Origin of the sequence: Halomonas litopenaei, from assembly GCF_017303055.1 — a bacterium.
Lineage (GTDB): Bacteria > Pseudomonadota > Gammaproteobacteria > Pseudomonadales > Halomonadaceae > Halomonas > Halomonas litopenaei_A.
Genome location: NZ_JAEKJT010000006.1, coordinates 86,138 through 104,645 on the forward strand (window position 1 = coordinate 86,138; position 18,508 = coordinate 104,645).

General features: G+C 60.7%; 17 protein-coding genes, 7 tRNA genes and 1 pseudogene. 7 read left to right on the forward strand and 18 right to left on the reverse strand.

Translation table 11 applies throughout. The features are described from left to right. Positions 1-303: 303 nt before the first annotated feature. From yidD to JF545_RS13075, 16 genes and pseudogenes are all read right to left on the reverse strand, one after another. The gene (gene yidD / locus JF545_RS13005) at positions 304-513 is read right to left on the reverse strand and encodes a membrane protein insertion efficiency factor YidD (RefSeq protein ID WP_206942714.1); all 210 of its coding nucleotides are present in this window, start codon (positions 511-513) and stop codon (positions 304-306) included. Positions 514-519: 6 nt separating this feature from the next. Next, positions 520-765, reverse strand: coding sequence for a DUF4177 domain-containing protein (locus tag JF545_RS13010; protein WP_206942715.1), 246 nt, complete (start codon positions 763-765; stop codon positions 520-522). 1,099 nt (positions 766-1,864) lie between these two features. Then, positions 1,865-2,139 (reverse strand): annotated as a pseudogene (locus tag JF545_RS19965) (IS30 family transposase); the annotation flags it as partial. Positions 2,140-2,453: 314 nt separating this feature from the next. Beyond that, positions 2,454-3,713 (reverse strand): hypothetical protein, encoded by a 1,260-nt coding sequence (locus JF545_RS13015; RefSeq protein WP_206942716.1) that lies wholly within the window; start codon positions 3,711-3,713, stop codon positions 2,454-2,456. Positions 3,714-3,940: 227 nt separating this feature from the next. Further along, positions 3,941-4,028 (reverse strand) — tRNA-Ser (locus JF545_RS13020). A 137-nt stretch (positions 4,029-4,165) separates the two neighbouring features. Further along, entirely contained in the window at positions 4,166-4,741 is a 576-nt protein-coding gene (locus tag JF545_RS13025; protein ID WP_431606265.1) for a YiiD C-terminal domain-containing protein, read from the reverse strand. Positions 4,742-4,781: 40 nt separating this feature from the next. After that, positions 4,782-5,342, reverse strand: a complete 561-nt coding sequence (locus tag JF545_RS13030; protein ID WP_206942717.1) for a nitroreductase family protein — start codon at positions 5,340-5,342, stop codon at positions 4,782-4,784. A 235-nt stretch (positions 5,343-5,577) separates the two neighbouring features. Then, positions 5,578-6,432 carry an NADPH-dependent 7-cyano-7-deazaguanine reductase QueF gene (queF, locus tag JF545_RS13035; RefSeq protein WP_206942719.1) on the reverse strand — a complete coding sequence of 285 codons (855 nt, stop codon included), beginning with the start codon at positions 6,430-6,432 and terminating at the stop codon, positions 5,578-5,580. A 65-nt stretch (positions 6,433-6,497) separates the two neighbouring features. Then, positions 6,498-7,271, reverse strand: a complete 774-nt coding sequence (locus JF545_RS13040) for an ABC transporter permease (protein WP_206942720.1) — start codon at positions 7,269-7,271, stop codon at positions 6,498-6,500. Next, positions 7,268-8,212, reverse strand: coding sequence for an ABC transporter ATP-binding protein (locus JF545_RS13045; RefSeq protein WP_206942721.1), 945 nt, complete (start codon positions 8,210-8,212; stop codon positions 7,268-7,270). The genes JF545_RS13040 and JF545_RS13045 overlap by 4 nt, the downstream gene beginning before the upstream one ends. 846 nt (positions 8,213-9,058) lie before the next feature. Next, positions 9,059-9,133 (reverse strand) — tRNA-Gly (locus tag JF545_RS13050). 55 nt (positions 9,134-9,188) lie between these two features. Then, positions 9,189-9,264 (reverse strand) — tRNA-Glu (locus JF545_RS13055). 3 nt (positions 9,265-9,267) lie between these two features. Beyond that, positions 9,268-9,342: transfer RNA gene (locus JF545_RS13060), tRNA-Gly, on the reverse strand. A 27-nt stretch (positions 9,343-9,369) separates the two neighbouring features. Continuing rightward, positions 9,370-9,445, reverse strand: a tRNA-Glu gene (locus JF545_RS13065). A gap of 4 nt (positions 9,446-9,449) precedes the next feature. Then, positions 9,450-9,524: transfer RNA gene (locus JF545_RS13070), tRNA-Gly, on the reverse strand. 24 nt (positions 9,525-9,548) lie between these two features. Continuing rightward, a tRNA-Glu gene (locus JF545_RS13075) sits at positions 9,549-9,624 on the reverse strand. A 335-nt stretch (positions 9,625-9,959) separates the two neighbouring features. On the opposite strand from JF545_RS13075, the gene msrB reads away from it, so the two are divergent. The 5 genes from msrB to ggt all read left to right on the forward strand — a co-directional run bounded on the left by msrB (position 9,960) and on the right by ggt (position 16,016). Beyond that, on the forward strand, positions 9,960-10,358 hold the full coding sequence (gene msrB, locus JF545_RS13080) for a peptide-methionine (R)-S-oxide reductase MsrB (protein ID WP_206942722.1): 399 nt from the start codon (positions 9,960-9,962) through the stop codon (positions 10,356-10,358). Between the two features lie 188 nt (positions 10,359-10,546). Then, positions 10,547-11,548, forward strand: a complete 1,002-nt coding sequence (gene ylqF, locus JF545_RS13085) for a ribosome biogenesis GTPase YlqF (RefSeq protein ID WP_206942723.1) — start codon at positions 10,547-10,549, stop codon at positions 11,546-11,548. Between the two features lie 97 nt (positions 11,549-11,645). Beyond that, positions 11,646-12,875, forward strand: coding sequence for a pyridoxal phosphate-dependent aminotransferase (locus JF545_RS13090; protein WP_206942724.1), 1,230 nt, complete (start codon positions 11,646-11,648; stop codon positions 12,873-12,875). A gap of 186 nt (positions 12,876-13,061) precedes the next feature. After that, positions 13,062-13,961 (forward strand): protease HtpX, encoded by a 900-nt coding sequence (gene htpX, locus JF545_RS13095; RefSeq protein ID WP_206942725.1) that lies wholly within the window; start codon positions 13,062-13,064, stop codon positions 13,959-13,961. A gap of 315 nt (positions 13,962-14,276) precedes the next feature. Then, a complete protein-coding gene (ggt, locus tag JF545_RS13100; protein ID WP_206942726.1) occupies positions 14,277-16,016 on the forward strand; it encodes a gamma-glutamyltransferase in 1,740 nt (579 codons plus the stop codon). Between the two features lie 182 nt (positions 16,017-16,198). On the opposite strand, the gene pdxB is transcribed toward ggt, so the two are convergent. Next, a complete protein-coding gene (gene pdxB, locus JF545_RS13105; RefSeq protein WP_206942728.1) occupies positions 16,199-17,359 on the reverse strand; it encodes a 4-phosphoerythronate dehydrogenase PdxB in 1,161 nt (386 codons plus the stop codon). Between the two features lie 153 nt (positions 17,360-17,512). Between pdxB and JF545_RS13110 the strand changes: the two genes are divergently transcribed. After that, complete coding sequence (locus JF545_RS13110) at positions 17,513-17,794, forward strand: hypothetical protein (protein ID WP_206942730.1); 282 nt, start codon at positions 17,513-17,515, stop codon at positions 17,792-17,794. A gap of 1 nt (position 17,795) precedes the next feature. After that, the gene (locus tag JF545_RS13115) at positions 17,796-18,158 is read left to right on the forward strand and encodes a hypothetical protein (RefSeq protein ID WP_206942732.1); all 363 of its coding nucleotides are present in this window, start codon (positions 17,796-17,798) and stop codon (positions 18,156-18,158) included. A gap of 6 nt (positions 18,159-18,164) precedes the next feature. Here the strand turns inward: JF545_RS13115 and JF545_RS13120 are convergent, their stop codons facing one another. Continuing rightward, positions 18,165-18,506, reverse strand: a complete 342-nt coding sequence (locus tag JF545_RS13120) for a glutaredoxin family protein (protein WP_206942734.1) — start codon at positions 18,504-18,506, stop codon at positions 18,165-18,167. Positions 18,507-18,508 lie beyond the last annotated feature (2 nt).

The following is an 18,508-nucleotide window of genomic DNA, read 5'->3' on the forward strand; positions in this document are numbered from 1 at the left end:
TCGATATCTCCGACACCAACCCCAGCCCAGCCCAGCCCAGCCCAGCCCAGCCCAGCCCAGCCCAGCCCAGCCCAGACAGTATTGCCAGCGATGCAGTGGACAGTATCAACACCAAGCTGAAAGCGGGCAGTCCAACGCTCTAAGGTCGGCAAGCCAACTACTGTCGAAGCCACTACCCACAGAGGGTCTTCATCCACACCATCCCCATGGCACTTCGCTACATTAGCGAAGCCTACCTTAACAATCATCCTGAAGCCATCACTAGCCCATCAGGCATCTGTTAAGAAGGGCTGCTCATGTCGGTCAAGGAGTGTGTTTTCCGCCATTAGGCGGCCGACAGGACATAATTCGACGCGCGGCCAGGGACCAGCCTTTCAAAAACCCGTGTTTGCGTAGTGCAAGGATGGCGTAAGTCGAGCAAGTCGGCTCATACAAGCAAGCATCCCGCAGGCGGCGAGGCGCTATACGCTGATATAGTTTCACTAGCCCAACAGAAGCCTTTACGAGAAACACAGAGTGTCACTCGGCAGGCTTACGGAAGGTAATGACGTAATATGTTGTTTCATCAGCCTTCTGTCCAAACAGCGACGCTAGGCATCCCGGACGCACATGTACACCGATGGGATCAACACGATGAAACTCCCAACCATTGCGAGCCTGCTCGTTGACTACAGCCTCTAGATAAGCCGCTGCTTCGTTGCCTTTCTGCCCTTTCGACTCAATCGAAATGTTCGGCGGAACTTGCTGCATCTTGTATGTGTACATCGACTCCACTCCTTGGCTCAAAGAATTTTAGAATGCCCCCGGTTCCCATCGTCCGACATAGGAGCATCAAGTCGAAACCTGCAACCTATTCCCATGTTTCACAGCAGTTCTCTGCATATTCTCGAGGCCTGCCAACCTAGGCCAGCTCGGACAGACTGAAACGGGACGCGTCCGTATGCCTGATCCGGAAAACTAGTGGCGAGCGCCACATTACGCGATTGCCAGTATCATTCTCAGGGGTCACTCTCACCATAAGCCTTTTTAACTCATTAGGCCAACCCTGACTGAGCAAATATCTGGTTTAATCAGCCTCTTCCAGAAGCATGGCTGACTGCTCGGTTCGTTTGCAGTGAGCTGAAGCGAACGACCAGGAAAGATACGTAAAATGACAATCGGCTGACTAGAAACACTCTTGCCGCCACCCGAAGTTTGGCTTGCCATAGATGTGTTCAATGATTGCGTGCCACATAGCATACCGGGTGGGCTCTGCAAGGGCTCCCACGGCAAGCACTGGGCCCGTACGCTCGCATTCCTGCAACCATGCAAAGGGCCCCGGCTCTCCTGTAGTGAGGAAAGCTGCCTAGCGTCGAAGACACAGCGACGGATCAAACTACAAGTACGGCTCAGCGCCTAGACATTGAGACATGGTCGCGGCCCTCTAAAAAATGAGGCGAGCACAGGAGCCCCCTCCCAGAACCCCAGTGCCGATCTAGAGCGCTAGCGAGCCTGTCTTGATGAAGGCAAAAAACGAAGCAGCAGGCCAATGGCCACAAGGCTTATCCAAGAAAGGTACGAAGGAAACCAGCGCGTCCACCACTCACTGGAGTACCACGGCAATCCGTTGAGAGACTGCGCGTTCAACGCCGTGTACAAGTTAAGCGACAGCACCACCGCCAATCCGACCGTGCCAATTCCCAAAAGTAATCCCGACAGCCGACGCCTATGCATTCGTGCGTTCTCCATGCGAGTGGTACCGCCAGTGTCTTCCAGACAGCCCCCCACGTCTACTCGAGCTGCACGCAACGTTGTCCGACATCGCTGGAATAAGCCGCAGTGATCCCCAACAGCCCTGGATATCTTAAACTACATGCGCACTAGACCTGGTATTAAGTAAATCGACGATATCATCGGGCTCTTCCTGGCTGTAAGCGGAGAGGCCCGTCCCCGTTAGCAGATCCTGCCGCCCCCCTTTGCGTTCTCGTTGGAGGCACGCTGCCATAGGCTAAGCGGGTCAGCGAAGTAGATCGCTGCACCGGTTTATCGCGTGATCTCGGCATGCTCAACCAGCTCTCTACCCTGGTCATAGGTCATAGACGGACGCAGAGCGAGCGATACCACATTGAGCTTATCGCTGAAGCCAACGGCCGCCGCGGTGGTCCTGACGTAAGCAGGCGATTAGCGCTTCCTTGAGACTGACGCTGGGCATCACATAGCGCGCGGTGTAGATGGCCTCATGTGAGATCTGTCAGCGTGAATCGTTAAAAGACGCACGCTTCATGTGGGCTGGCTATCCGTCGCGGAGACCAGTACCTGCGCAGTAAGTAGATCACCACCTCGAAGAGCCCCCGTCCGGGTGCAGCCAGGGACGCTGGCGAGGCCGGTAGGCCTGCATCGTAGACCTTGATGGGTCACGTGCCGCGCTGGGTCATTGAGACCGCCGAAGCGCGTGTCTGACGCTGCGCGGTCATCTATTCTGTTGACGTCAATAAGATAACTCGGTTCACGCGCTTATCTTGTCCGAATTCGATCAGAGTAAACCATTCCCGGTAAGCATCCTCAGAATGGGTACCGGAAATGTCGGGGCAGGCCGGGATAACGAAATTTTGCGATCTGGCAGTATATCCTGAGGGCACGCGTCCAAGAATGTGGATCACTTCCCCACGGGTCAAACCAACCCTGATGCCTGAGGGCGTCTGCCAGTTCGGCGAGATGGTGGACATGTTGACAACGACATCTCGGAAAAAATCGATATTCGCGCCAATCAGGGCTATCCGGTCAATTGGCTCATCACTGAACGAGGTTGCGTCGGTGGCCTTCGGTGTTCCGAACTTGCTGAGTGCGCCCACTGGCGCGCCCATCTTTATCCCATTGAGGCGAAGCTCCGATGGGGGAAGGCAATCAAATTCGTCGCTATATTGATGGTTTTTTAGCAGAAGCGGTATGGAGGCCGATGACACAGCATCCGATATCCAGGTCTGGGAGTCCCAATCCCACGTCTGGCCGGCGGCCACTTTGACATCATGGAGCCCGCCGCCAAAGCCATAGCTTACGGTCTCAGGGATGCACTCAAGGCGGGCGATCCGCTCGCCGCTCTCGGTCACTTCAACCCACCCAAAGCGCCTTATCGGACGCTGCATCTCCTCCTCGGAAAACGGACGGTCAAAGCCGCCCACAACGTTATAACCGTAATCTTGATTGAAGAAGGTGACTGACTCGCTGATCGCCTTGCCAAGCCCCGACCATGGCTCAAAATCAACGCGTTCAATGGGTTCTGACAGAGAGAGATCCGCTGGCCCGCCAATCGGGCCGTAGCTGTAGGTGGCAGTCTGGCTATCAAAACACACGAAGACTTCGGTACCGAGGCCTTCCATCTGGCAGGAGGTGAAGGCTTCCTGCCCTTGTGGGCAGCCTGCCTCTGCTCCCATCGCCAGCAGCCCCATCACGAGCCACAGGCCGCCCATTAGAACGCATCTCAGTCGCCCAAGCCTTTTGACATGCATTTCTCTATCCCGGCACTGATGAGCAGGTTTCACACCAAACACTATAGCGCTGCAGGAGCCATGCTTGAGAAAAATTCCTAACGCGCGGTCGAACAGGAACACATGTTCGATCTGATCAGAGCTTGGTGCTTGGTGCTTGGTGCTTGGTGCGAAACGGGGAATCCCTTCGCTCTCGTGGGGCGCTGACGATTCGCTCCAGGCAGCATCAGCTAAATAGCCGCCGTTCACTGCTCGTGTTCAGGATCTCTGGGGCGGGACGATGCAGGCTTAGCCCTTGGCTCAAGTCCCCGGGTCCACCTCGCGTGCCAGGTCAACAGATGACAGTTTCCAAGAGCAGGTAAACAAGGCCAGGTAAACAAGGCCAGGTAAACAAGATCAGGGTAAACAAGATCAGGGTAAACACCACCCATATAGAAAAAGCCCGCTGATCTCTCAGCGGGCTTTTCATCAATTCGTGGCGGAGGGGGAGGGATTCGAACCCTCGAAGCCTTTCGACTTACACACTTTCCAGGCGTGCTCCTTCGACCACTCGGACACCCCTCCGCATTGTCATCTTGAAGAACACGTTGCCCGCGTTGCGCGGTGCTTATCCCTCAAGACGGCGCATACTTTATCGCCTTAAGTTCTCGATTGCAAGCCGTTTTTTGCTACTTTGCCCGTATGGGAGATCGGTTCGGTGCCTAGACGGCGATTGGCGGCTCGCTGGGCAGCACGGCGTAGTCACCACGCGCCTCAAGGCACAGCGTTTCACCACACCACAGCTCCTGTACCAGGGCGATTCGCCCCTTCCCTCGCTCGGCCAGGCGACGTTCCAGCGCATCCTCGGGCGATGTCTCTCCGGCGATAGCACTGTCGAGCATTGCTCGGTCGTCGCCCGGCGCCTCCGGCCGGCAGATCAAGCGATAGTCCCCGGTCACCGGCGCCACAAAACGCTGGCTAGCCTGCGCTACCACGACATCCTGGTTGATCCCGCGACGCCTAAGCCACAGCGTCGTCCAGCACCAGCCCAGCAGGGTGGTCTGAGCGGTCAACGAACCGCCAAAACCGGTGCCCTTGTCATTGAGGTTGGGACGCAGATCGAGCTCCCACACGAGAGCGTTACCCTCTTCCCGCATGCGCTGGATGCCAAGCGATCCCACCAGGGGGATGGCCTCCCCCAGCCAGTCAAGAAAACCATTCAGGTCTTCAGGCACACCTGTGGGCGGCAGCGCTGGCCGCGGATGCGCGTGGCCAACCTGTCTTGTCATGTCATCCATGAACGTGCGTCCCGTATCGCTGACCCAAGCGCAACGGCGCTTAGTCCCATACCTCGACGTAATCCTCTACCCGGTGCTCGGCGATGGGCTTGTGACGACCACCCAGCTGGCCCAGGTAGATGAAGGCGACCAGCTCATCGTGCTCTCCCAGCCTGAGCCCCTTGCGCACGGTGTCGTCGAAGGCGTACTTGCCACTGCGCCACATGGCGCCCAGACCCTGGGCGTGAGCGGCCAGCAAGATACCGTGGGCGGCGCACCCTGCGGAAATCACCTGCTCGATCTTCGGTACCTTGGGCACGTCCGGGTCCACCTTAGCGACGACGCCGATGATCATCGGTGCGCGCTTGGGTTTCATCCGTGCGCTGTTGAGGCACTCGTCGGTTGCCTTGGGGTCTTCGCGAAACTCGGCCTCGGCGAACAGCTCGCCTAGTCGATCGAGGCCTTCACCGGAGAACTCGATAAAGCGCCAAGGCCTGAGTTCCTTGTGATCCGGCGCGCGCAGCGCAGCTCGGTACATGGCGTCGAGCTGCTCACGGGACGGAGCAGGCCCCGTCAGCTTGCCCATGGAGCTGCGTTCATGCAGCAATGTCATGGCATCCATCGTGTCACTCCAGAGGGCGAATGCCCTGTCACAATTCAATGGTTGAGACGCTTTCGCATTACCCTACCAGACCACTCAGGTATTGTCCCTGCGGCACCCTCTATCGCCGCGATCCTTCTAAACAATCTATCTACACGATCTCTCCCAAGGAGCGATCCACAGGAGCGGTCCCAGGAACCTATCACAGGAACCTATCCCCGCGATCTAGGGCGCCGCATCCACTGCGTGCGGCTGGTCACTGCCGCGCCAGGCGCAGCGGCGTGGGAGGCGTCTCGCCGGGGGTGCCGCGCCAGGGGCTGATATCCAGACCACCGCGCCGCACGTAGCGCGCCAACACCAGCAGGCGTTCAGGGCGGGCCCTCTCCATCAGGTCCACGAACATGTGCTCGACACAGTGTTCGTGAAAGTCCTGATGCTGGCGGTAACCGACGATGTAGCGGAGCAGGCCATCTCTATCGAGCCTGGGCCCACGGTAGCGAATCATGACGCTGCCCCAGTCGGGCTGTCCGGTGACCGGGCAGTTGGACTTCAGCAGGTGCGAGGTCAGCGTCTCCTCGACAATCTCATCGCTCACCGTCAGGTGATCGGGAGTGGGTGTATAACGAGCAATTTCGATATCCCGGTCGTCGATGCACTCACCCGGCAGGCGGCGCGGTGACAGCTGCTCATCCTCGACGTCGAGAATCTCAACGCTCACCGCCGCCCCTGCCGCCTCGCCAAGGTCCCGCTCCAGAGTCGCGATGAGTTCACTGCGCGAACTCAAGCGCGTCTGGTTCAGGCTGTTGAGGTACAGCTTCCACGACTTGGACTCGATCAGACGTGGTGAGCTCGCTGGCAGACGAAAGCGCGCCACGGCAACGCATGGCTTGCCCTTGGGCGTCAGCCAGGACAGCTCGAAGGCGTGCCATTCGTCTTCTCCCACGAATGGCAGTGCATCCTCCGCGATGCCCAGGGGCGCTCGGTTGGCCGCCCGCTCGATGGGGAAGAGAAGCCCCGGATCGTACTGGTCGGGGTAGGCCGACTCTCGTCCCAGCGGGGCGTCGGCCAAGGTCGCGGGGCGATGGTGAGGATGATCGGACGAGTGACTCATGCACGCTACCTGAACACAAAAGAACCAAGAAAAAGGGTCACGACAAACGCCGCGATGACGCGGCGCTAGCTACGAATGCCCTTGCCATTTTCCAACATCCACAGGGCAATGGCGAATAGACCAATGATAAAGCCAAAGATCGCGGTCAGGGCCCAGCCCACCGGGATATCCGACACCCCAAGAAAGCCGTAGCGGAAGACGTTGACCATGTACAGGATCGGGTTGAGCATCGACGCCCCCTGCCAAAAGTCCGGCAGCAGGGAAATCGAGTAGAACACCCCGCCGAGGTAGGTCAGCGGCGTCAGCACAAAGGTCGGCACGATGGAGATGTCATCAAACTTCTTGCCCAGCAGCGCATTGATAAAACCGCCCGTGGCGAACAGTGCCGCGGTCAGAATGACCACGCCGATGGTCAATAGAGGATGCGCGACCTCGATCCGGGTAAAGAACAGCGACACCCCGGTGACGATGATGCCAACCCCGAGCCCACGAGCCATGCCGCCCAGAATGAAGCCCGCCAGCATCACCCAGTTCGGCATGGGCGACACCATCATTTCCTCGACACTGCGCTGAAACTTGTTGGAGAAAAACGACGACGCCACGTTGGAATAGCTGTTGGTGATCACGGACATCATGATCAGCCCTGGCACGATGAAGTCCATGTAGCTGTAGCCGTCCATCTCGCCAATGCGCGAGCCAATCAGGTTGCCGAAGATGATGAAGTACATCGTCATCGTGATCGACGGCGGCAGCAGCGTCTGAGGCCAAATGCGGGTAAAGCGACGAATTTCCTTGATCACCAGGGTCCATAGGGCGATCGCTATCTGGCTCGGATTCATCCACGCATCTCCTTGTCTGCATTGCCGCTTTCCACCATGGAGACGAACATCTCCTCCAGCCGGTTGGCACGATTGCGCATCGACAGCACCTTGATGCCGTCCCGCTTCAGCGCGTCGAACACGTCATTGAGGCACTGCCCACGATGGACCACGACCGACAGCTGGGCATCGTCGACCTTGCCCACCTCGAAGCCCTCGATGGCCGGTGCCTCGGACACCGGCTCTGCCAGGTCGAGCAGGAAAGTTTCGGTGTCCAGCTCCGCCAGCAGCTCTCTCACGCTGGTGTTACGCACGATTTCCCCGTGGTTGATGATGCCCACGTTGCGACAGAGGCTCTCGGCCTCTTCCAGGTAGTGGGTGGTGAGGATGATGGTGGTGCCCTCCTCCCGGTTGATGCGACGCATGTACTCCCACATGCTGCGGCGCAGCTCGATATCCACGCCGGCGGTCGGCTCATCGAGAATCAACAGCTTGGGTCGATGCATCAGCGCCCGCGCAATCATCAGCCGCCGCTTCATCCCGCCAGACAGCATGCGCGCGCTGCCGTTGCGCTTGTCCCACAGGCTCAAGTCCTTGAGCAGGCTCTCTGCCCGCGGCAGCGCTTCGCGCCGGGACATCCCGTAGTAGCCCGCCTGCGCCAGCACGATATCAATGACTCGCTCAAACTGGTTGAAGTTGAATTCCTGGGGCACCACCCCGAGGTGATACTTGGCACGGGCAAAGTCCTTGTCGATATCGATGCCGAAGATCGATACCTGGCCCGCGGTCTTTTGTACCAGCGAACAGACCACGCCCAGTGTGGTGGACTTGCCGGCGCCGTTGGGACCCAGCAGCGCGTAGAAGTCGCCCTCCTGAACATCGAGGTCGATGCCCTTGAGAGCCTTGAAACCATTGCCGTAGACCTTGGTCAGGCCTCGAATGGACAGAGCCGGTTCGGCCATGAGGGATCCTTGGTGTGGGTGTCAGGGGAAATAGATAGAAGGCTCACCATATGGGGTCACTCAGCCACATCTTCAACCGAGCCACCCGCCTTGCCGCTGCCAGCAGCGTGTCACCAGGAGGGCGACACGATGCCCCGAGAGCGCCTGGACATACGTGTCGAACCCCGCCCAACCTGCCATTGACGCCTCTTTGGTGAGAGACGAGGGACGGAAGGCGAGGGCCGACGTCCATCAAAGCATGACGGAGGTCAGTGGCCGCCCCCTTGAGCGCAGCCTAAGCTAAACAGTCTCAACCACTACGAGGACAACGCCATGACGACCTGCAACAAGCACCCACATCATGAGCATCAGCACGGGCCTGGGTGTGGTCACACGGCGATAGAACATAACGGGCACATCGACTACCTGCACGACGGGCACCTGCACCACATGCACGGCGACCACGTGGATGAGCACACCATCGAGGTAACTGATCAAAACCCGGCAGACTGCACGCCGCACCACCACTGCTCAGGCCATGCTGCAGATCATGTGCATGGCCCCGGATGCGGTCATGAACCGGTGCCTCATGGGGATCATATCGACTACCTCGTCGATGGCCACCTGCACCACCCTCATGGGGATCACTGTGACGATCATGGCCCCGTCACTGTCGTGACATAGGTGACTTGAGGTCAAAGGGGGGGCTGGCGCACATCATCAGACAAGCGTCGCCCCCCTAGCGGCTGACGACGCATGACAAGAGATACGCACAGCGAGTCAGACCATCCAGAAAGCACAAAAAAAGGGCCCGGGGGCCCTTTTTTCGTCAGGCACTGCCGCCGAGGCAACAGGCCAATAATTTTTTGGAGCGGGAAACGAGATTCGAACTCGCGACCCCAACCTTGGCAAGGTTGTGCTCTACCACTGAGCTATTCCCGCTCTATCGATGCAGAGACCGCGACAGCTGTCGACGTCCCTCTGCTGCGTTGCGAAGTGGCGTCCCATAGGGGGTTCGAACCCCTGTTCCCGCCGTGAAAGGGCGGTGTCCTAGACCACTAGACGAATGGGACGCATGGAGCGGGAAACGAGATTCGAACTCGCGACCCCAACCTTGGCAAGGTTGTGCTCTACCACTGAGCTATTCCCGCAAACGCATCGCAAATTGTACCGGAAAGTGGCGTCCCATAGGGGGTTCGAACCCCTGTTCCCGCCGTGAAAGGGCGGTGTCCTAGACCACTAGACGAATGGGACGCATTGGAGCGGGAAACGAGATTCGAACTCGCGACCCCAACCTTGGCAAGGTTGTGCTCTACCACTGAGCTATTCCCGCATTCCGGCCTTTCAAGAGGCGAAGTGGCGTCCCATAGGGGGTTCGAACCCCTGTTCCCGCCGTGAAAGGGCGGTGTCCTAGACCACTAGACGAATGGGACGCATCGGCCTCGTCTCTCTCGAGGTGGCGCGTATGTTACTGAGCACCCTGAAAAGTGTCAACCCCGAGTCACGATTTTCCTGTTCGATTCAACGCCCTTCTCTATTCCCCGTCCTGCTTGCCCCACACACAGGCACACGTGCATAGGGACATGTACATAGACACACGTACATAGACACACGGGCCTCGTATGAGGCCGACACCCAGCGCAGTGTTCACGAGCACGTCCCACGTACACCATGGAACGGTCAGCGTGAAACCGTCGGGTTGGTCAAACGGCCATAAACGTCTTAGCTTGAAGTGAGCGCCTGCGTCGAACCTCACGGGAGAACATCCATGCGCAAGAAGATCGAGAAAACCGATGCCGAATGGCGGACACAGCTTTCCCCGGAGCAATATCACGTCACTCGCGAAAAAGGCACGGAGCGCCCCTTCAGCGGCGACTACCACGTCACCGATACCCACGGCATCTATCACTGCGCCTGCTGCAACGCGCCCCTGTTCGAGAACGAGCACAAGTTTGATGCCGGCTGTGGCTGGCCAAGCTTCGACCGGCCGCTGTCCGAGAGCTGCATCCAGCTCGATGACGACCATCGACACGGCATGCGCCGTACCGAAGTCAGCTGCCAGCGCTGCGACGCCCACCTCGGCCACGTCTTTGCCGACGGCCCTACACACACCGGCCAGCGCTACTGCATCAACTCACTGGCACTGAACTTTCACGAAGGTGAATAGCGCCTGGCGCACCTAGCACGCCCTTTCCGCCCCTTGGCGTCCACGGCCACCCCGGCGGCTCGTGGTCGCCCACTCACTGCATCGACTCGAGCTTCAGCAGCCTGCCCGCATCTCTGCTGACGACATTTGACTCGGGTTTCCCTAAGATGGAGCGTCATTTGCGCTTATAGAGTAGGCAGGAGAAAGAGATGCTGGGCTGGTTTCCGGGACACATGAACAAGGCGCGCCGTCAGATACTGGAGGCGCTGCCGGAAATCGACGTGGTGATCGAGGTGCTCGACGCCCGCCTGCCCTACTCCAGCGCGAACCCGATGCTGGCCAGTCTGACCCGCCACAAGCCGGTGCTGAAGATTCTGTCCCGCGCCGATCTCGCCGACCCGGAGGGCACCCGCGCCTGGACCGCCTTCTTCGACGCACAGCCAGACACCCGCGCGCTGGCGGTGACCACGACCAACACCCGCGAGCTGAAGCGCATCCCCAAGCTATGTCACGAACTGGCCGGTCAGGTTCGCGTAGACCGGGATGTGCGGGTCATGGTCATGGGCATCCCCAACGTCGGCAAGTCGACGCTGATCAACGGACTGGCTGGCCGCACCATTGCCAAGACGGGTAACGAGCCCGCTGTCACCAAGCGTCAGCAAAAGGTGCGCATTCAGGGTCGCGTTGCCCTGACCGACACTCCCGGCGTGCTGTGGCCCAAGATCGAGGACCAGGCCAGTGCCTACCGTTTGGCCGCCAGCGGCGCCATCCGAGACACCGCCATCGACTATGTCGATGTGGCCTTGATTACCGCTGCCGAACTGGCGAAGCGCTATCCAGAAGCCCTCAGGTCACGCTATAAATTGACGACACTGCCTGCCTACGACGCGCATCCTGACGCGGACAAGGTCGACGCGGATGGTGACGAGCGTCCCGACCTCATGGCCCAGGCTGGCTTCGACGGCCACGCCATCCTGGCGGATATCGCCGCCAAGCGTGGGGGACTGCGTGCCGGCGGGGAAATTGACCTGCATCGTGGCGCCGAAGTGCTGCTGCATGAGCTGCGTGATGGCAAGCTCGGCCGACTGACGCTGGAAACCCCGGATGACATCCCGGTGGATGCCCCTGCCGACGACGACATCAGCGCCGAGGCCTCCCCGGCTGAAGCAGACGACAGCTCGGCATCGGGTGGTGCGACCTCGGAAGACTGACTACCCGGCAGACGGCCATCACGACCTGCCACACACGGCTACACGACCGGCCCGCCCTCAGCGGGCACGTTACAACGGACTCTGCGAGACCCGCGCCATGGACACGCCTACCCTTTCAAAGTCACACAAGCTGGATAACGTCTGCTACGACATTCGCGGCCCGGTGCTGGAGCACGCCAGGCGCCTCGAGGACGAAGGCCAGCGCATTCTAAAGCTGAATATCGGCAATCCAGCCCCGTTCGGCTTTGAAGCGCCGGAAGAGATTCTTCAGGACGTGATGCGCAACCTGCCCACGGCCCAGGGCTATTGCGACTCCAAGGGACTGTACTCGGCACGCAAGGCCATCATGCAGGAATGCCAGCGCAAGGAGATCCCCGGCGTTGGCATCGAGGATATCTACATCGGCAACGGCGTGTCAGAGCTGATCGTCATGGCCATGCAGGCCTTGCTGAACGACGGTGACGAAGTGCTGATTCCGGCCCCGGATTACCCCTTGTGGACCGCCGCCGTCAATCTGTCCGGTGGCCGTGGCGTCCACTACCTGTGTGACGAGCAGGCGGACTGGGCGCCCGCCATGGATGATATCCGGGCCAAGGTCACCAGCCACACCCGTGCCATTGTCATCATCAATCCCAACAACCCGACCGGCGCCGTCTATCCCCCCGAGGTACTGCGCGAGCTGCTCGACATCGCCCGCGAACACAACCTGGTGGTGTTCTCCGACGAGATCTACGACAAGATTCTCTACGATGACACCGTGCACGTGGCCACCGGGGCGCTGGCCAGTGAAGATCAGCTGGTCGTGACCATGAATGGACTGTCCAAGAGCTATCGCTGCGCCGGCTTTCGCAGCGGCTGGATGACGCTATCCGGCACGCTCGCCCGGCAGCGAGCCAATGACTTCATTCAGGGGCTGACCATGCTGGCATCGATGCGCCTGTGTGCGAATGTGCCTGCGCAACATGCCATTCAGACAGCACTTGGCGGCTATCAGTCGATCAATGATCTGGTCCTGCCCGGAGGGCGGCTGCTGGCACAGCGGGACATTACCGTAGAAAAGCTGAATGCCATCCCGGGGGTCAGCTGCACCACGCCGAAGGGCGCCTTGTATGCCTTCCCGCGCCTGGACCCCAAGGTCTACAACATTCAGGATGACCAGCAGCTGGTACTCGACCTGCTGCTGCAGGAAAAGATCCTGCTGGTACAGGGCACCGCCTTCAATTGGCCGGATCCGGACCATGTCCGCATCGTTACCCTGCCCTGGGCGGACCAGTTGGGTGATGCGCTGGATCGTTTTGCCCGTTTTCTGTCGCGCTATCGCCAGTAAATCGGCAAGCACAGGCACGCACTGGCAGGCGCAAACCGACAGGTACTTGCGCTTCGCTCGACAAGCGATGGAGCGATCAACGCCTGGGCGCTTGAAACTTGGCGCCCCAGGGCTTATCTAAGCATCTGATTCCCCCGTCGAGCCACTGGGCTCTTCAGGTTTCCTTCCTTACGGAGAATGTCGGCAATGATGAGAATCCTGCTCTTTCTGGGCACCAACCTGGCGGTGATCCTGGTCGCCAGTATCACCCTGCGATTGCTGGGCGTGGAGCCGTACCTCAACGCCCAGGGCATCAATTTCAACAGCCTGCTCATCTTCTGCTTTGTGTTCGGCATGGCAGGGTCCATGGTATCGCTGTTCATCTCCAAGTGGATGGCCAAGCGTTCCACCGGCACCGTGATCATCGAGAACCCGTCCAACGCCACCGAAAAGTGGCTGCTCGACACCGTGGCCGAACTCGCCCGCGAGGCCAACATCAAGACGCCTGAGGTCGGTATCTTCCCGGCCCAGCAGTCCAACGCCTTTGCCACCGGCTGGAACAAGAACGACGCCCTGGTCGCCGTGTCTGCGGGACTTCTCAACCGCATGCAGCCGGAAGAAGTGAAGGCCGTGCTGGCCCACGAGATCGGTCACGTGGCCAACGGTGACATGGTCACCCTGGCGCTGATTCAGGGCGTGCTGAACACCTTCGTGATGTTCTTCGCTCGGGTGGTGGCACAGCTGGTCGACAGCTTCCTGCGCCGCGATGACAACGAAGGCCTCGGCTTCTTCGGCTACTTCGCCGTGGTCATGGTCGCCGAGATCGTGTTCGGCATTCTCGCCTCGATGATTGCCGCCTGGTTCTCCCGCTTCCGTGAGTACCGTGCCGACGCTGCAGGAGCCAAGCTCGCGGGCTCCGGCGCCATGATCAATGCCCTGGCACGCCTCAAGGCCGAGACCCAGATGCCCGATCAGATGCCGGATACCCTGACCGCCTTCGCCATTACCACCGGCCAGACTCGCAAGCTGATGGAGAAACTGTTCGCCAGCCACCCGCCGCTGGACGATCGTATTCGCGCCCTCAAGGAAGCCGCTTACCGTCAGTGACGAAAGCGCCGTCCTGCCAACACCCCCGCCGGTCCCGCCGGCGGGGGTGTTTCTTTTTCAGCATCATTTTTTGCTGTGGTCTACCGCGCCTCTTGTCGTGCTTGCCACGCCCCGGCTCCTCGCCACTGCGCTTGTACCGGTCGCCCTCAGCTCCCTTCGACACCCGCACACCTCTCTTGTTGGCGCCCAACCCTATTTGCGCTGTGGTCCATGGGCGTCAATAGTAAAACGGCGTGTCATGCCTGATGGCCGCAGCACTATTCGACAGTGCCACCATTCCATCACACAACGATCCGACAACCTGAGGGGTACGCCATGTCGATCTCCCGCCGTTTACGCACCACCATCACTGGTTCAGCCATCGGCCTATCACTGAGCCTGAGCGCGAGCCCAGCGCTCAGTGACAGCCAGGCCATTCTCGAAGGCGAACGGTTCCATCCGGAAGTGAGCACCAGGGGAATGGTTGCGACCAGCCATTTCCTGGCTTCGGAGGTGGCCCGCGACGTGCTGGCCAACGGTGGCAACGCGGTGGATGCCGCCGTCACGGCAGGCTTTGCCCTGGCTGTCACCCAGCCACGTTCAGGCAATATCGGCGGCGGCGGCTTCATGCTGATCTCCGATGAGACAAGCGGCGATGTGATTGCCATCGACTATCGCGAGAAGGCCCCCAAGGCGGCCTACGAGACGATGTTTCAGGATGACAGCGGCGACGCCGTAGCCGAGCTGTCCCGCTATACCCACAACGCCGCCGGCGTGCCCGGAACGGTTGCCGGACTCGCCCTGGCGCTGGAGCAGTACGGCACCATGACGCTGGCCGAGACGCTGGCGCCCGCCATCAAGCTAGCCGAGGACGGTTTCGCTGTGCCGCAACGGTTCGTCGATGGCATCGAGAGCGCCAGTGAGCGTTTCGAGCCCTGGGAAGCCAGTCGCGCCAAGTTCTTCAAGGAGGATGGTTCCCGCTACGAGGTAGGCGACATCTACCGCCAGCCAGACCTGGCAGCCACCCTGAAGCGAATTGCCGAACAGGGACCCAGAGAATTCTACGAGGGCGAGACCGCACAGTTGATTGCGGCCGAAATGGAACGCCACGATGGCATGATGACCCTGGAAGACCTGGCCGGTTACCAGGCCACGGTGCGAGAGCCGGTGCACGGCAATTACCGGGGCTATGATGTCTACGCCATGAGCCCGCCCTCCTCCGGCGGCGCCCATATCGTGCAGATACTCAACATGCTCGAGGGCGACGACATCGGAGCGCTGGGTTTCAACTCCGCGAGCACCATCCACCTGATGTCCGAAGCCATGAAGCGCGCCTATGCCGATCGCTCGCAGTACCTGGGAGATACCGACTTCGTCGACGTCCCCCTGGCCGGCCTGACCTCAGAAGACTATGCCGCTGAACTGCGCAGCGAGATCGCCGCCGACCAGGCTACGCCGAGTGCCGATATCGCCCCCGGCAACCCGCTGCCCTACGAGTCCAACGAGACCACCCACTTCTCGATCGCCGACGGCAACGGCCTCGCGGTCTCCAATACCTACACCATCAACTTCAGCTATGGCTCGGGTATCGTGGTGGATGGCGCAGGCTTCCTGCTCAACAACGAGATGGACGATTTCTCCGCCAAACCGGGGGTACCCAATGCCTACGGGTTGATCGGCGGCGAAGCGAACAAGATCGAGCCTGAAAAGCGCATGCTGTCATCGATGACGCCCACCATCGTCAAGAAGGATGGCGAGAACTTCCTGATCACCGGCAGTCCGGGCGGATCGCGGATCATCACCACCACGCTGCAGGTGCTGATGAATGTCATCGATCATGGCATGAACATCCAGGCTGCGGTGAGTATGCCGCGCATCCACCATCAGTGGCTGCCTGACGAGATCCGCATCGAGCAGGGAATCAGCCCGGACACCATCCGGCTGCTCGAGAACATGGGCCACAGCGTCAGCCTGCAGGAAGCCATGGGCGCCGCTCAGTCCATCATGATCGAGGACGGCACCTTCTACGGCGGAGCCGACCCACGACGCTCCACCTCCTCTGCCATGGGGCTATAAAGGACGAAGGCAGGCCGAAACAGGCCAAGACAGGCCCCGACGACACCTCCACCACGCACCGGATGCGTCCCGCCGCCTTCAAGGCGGGACGTGTGCAAGCGGGGACGTCTCCAAGGAGGCGTGCCCAAGGCTCCCGACCACGGGTGCTCAAAGGCCATGGCCTCCCGGCTTGCCTTGCCTCCTCAGCCTGACACTACGCGAAAGCCTGCGCCTGCCAGCACCTTGGCCATACCCTGTGCTTCGCCCGTCAACTCGACGCTCAGGGTCGAGAACTCGCGGCGCAGCGGATAGCTGGCGCGGCACTGGTCGAACCCCTGAGCCGGCGAGCTGGTGGCGAGGGCCTGGGCCAGCCGGTCATGGTCGCGTCTGGGCTCATACACCGCGCGCATGCAGGCGCGCAGCACCTCCTCGACCGGCAGCGCTCGCTGCCAGGTCATGCGCGCCAACGCGGGAGAAGGCAACAGCTCCTGTAGCGTGACGGCCTCATCCACACCAAGGTGTTTGACCAAGGCCTGATAGATCTGGTGAGTGCCACGCAGCTTGCCCTCCAGGCTGTGCCCTGCAATATGAGGAGTGCCCAGCATTACCTGGTGAGCCAGCGTCAGATCGATGGCCGGCTCCCGCTCCCACACATCCAGCAGGGCCGTCATATCGTTGTCGCGCTCGAGCCTCGCGCTCAGCGCCTGCCCATCGACGCAGTCACCGCGCCCGGCGTTGAGCAGTAGGCTGCCTGGTTTCAAGGCCTCGATGCGCCCTGCGTCCAGCAGGTGTCGGGTGGCGTGGGCCCCCTCCTTGACCAGCGGGGTATGCAGGCAAAGCACATCACAGCGCTCGATCAGCGTATCCAGGTCGACAAACCCTTGCTGACCTTCTCGGTCTGCCCGGGGAGGATCGCACAGCTCGTGGGCCACTCCCATGGCGGCCAGACGCGCCGCCAGACGCCCCCCCACGTTACCGACACCCAGGATGCCCACCCGTTTATCGAGCAGCGACTCGGCCCGTCGCTCGCAGGCCAAGGCCAGAGCGGACAGCACATAATCCACCACTGGCTCGGCATTGCAGCCAGGCGCGCTGGCAAAGGCTATTCCACTCGACGCCAGGGCTGCGAGACTGACGTGATCGGTGCCGATGGTGCAGCTGCCAACGAAGGACAAGGGCGATCCCAGCGACCGCGCCTGGTTGATCAGCGCCTCATCCACTTGGGTAATGGAACGAATCACCAGCGCGCTGGCATCAGCCAGGTGATGGGCATTGATCTCGCGTCCCGGTACGCGCACCACCTCTCCCAGCGGGCCAAAACAAGCATCGGCAGCGGGCACGTTGGCGTCGACGACAATCTTCATGAACGGTTCCTGGCGGCAGGGCAATCGACAGCCCGACCCAAGATCGGGCTATTTGTGGATGAGCCTCAAGGGCTTACAATGGCCATCTTAACCGAAAAAAGACGGTGCTTGAGGCCCTCAGGTGCCGACCACTGCTGATAGACGGGAGTCGCCGTGATCGTCCGCTGGGAAACCGACCATGACTATGTCCTTGTGCATGTGCATCAGGACATGTTCGGCGACTGGATCTTCAGCCGTGCCTGGGGGCAGATCGGCACCCAGTTCGGCGGGCTCAAGCATCAGTTGGCCGATGACTATGCCCAGGCCATGATGTGGCTGGAAGACGAAAAGACCATCCTGACCTCGCGCGGTTTCAGCAAGGTCCTGGAAGCCGATGACCACAGTCCTGAAGGGCGTGAGGCCGTCGGTCAACTGTCGCTGCTGGACGCCAACTGACATGCCGGCAGCTGACGCCTCCACCACCAGCGACGCGCTGGCAGCACGTTTGCGAGCACTGCTGGAGACCACTGAGACCCACCAGCTACCGCTGACCTACCAGCAGGCTGCCGAGGCACTGGGGCTGATGCCACCCCGGACCATTCGCCGGGTTGCCGAGGCGCTGGAAGTCACCATCCACGAAGACGTGGCAGCGGGCCGCCCCTTGCTGGCCACTCTGGTGGTCAGCCGCCAGCCCCCTCACCTGCCTGGACCCGGCTTCTTCAGCCTGGCCGTTGCCCTGGGCCGCTTTCCCGAGCATCAGGACGATCACCCGCAGGCTTACCGCCAGGAGCTAGCCGCCGTCCTGGCCAGTCGGCGCTGACCTTGGTCAGCGACCGCCGAATACCCGCCTACCCCGTACCAGCCTTGCGCCGACGACATGGTCTGCCTCACCCGCTTCAGTCTGCTGGACCAGCGCCCGCCACGCGCTGTGATCAAGCAGACCGCGAGCATCCAGCCAACGAGCCACGCTGTCGGCGTCGACACGCCCCTCCAGCACATCATCGGGGCGCGTCTCGTCGATCAACACAGGGATGCGCTCGGCAAAGCGCTCCAGCAGCGCCTCATCGTCGCTGATCTCGACGCTGTCGATGGCAATGTCCTCCACCGACAGCGTCTTGACCAGCGCTGCCATCTGCTCGCACAGGTGGCAACCCAGCGTGGTGATCATCA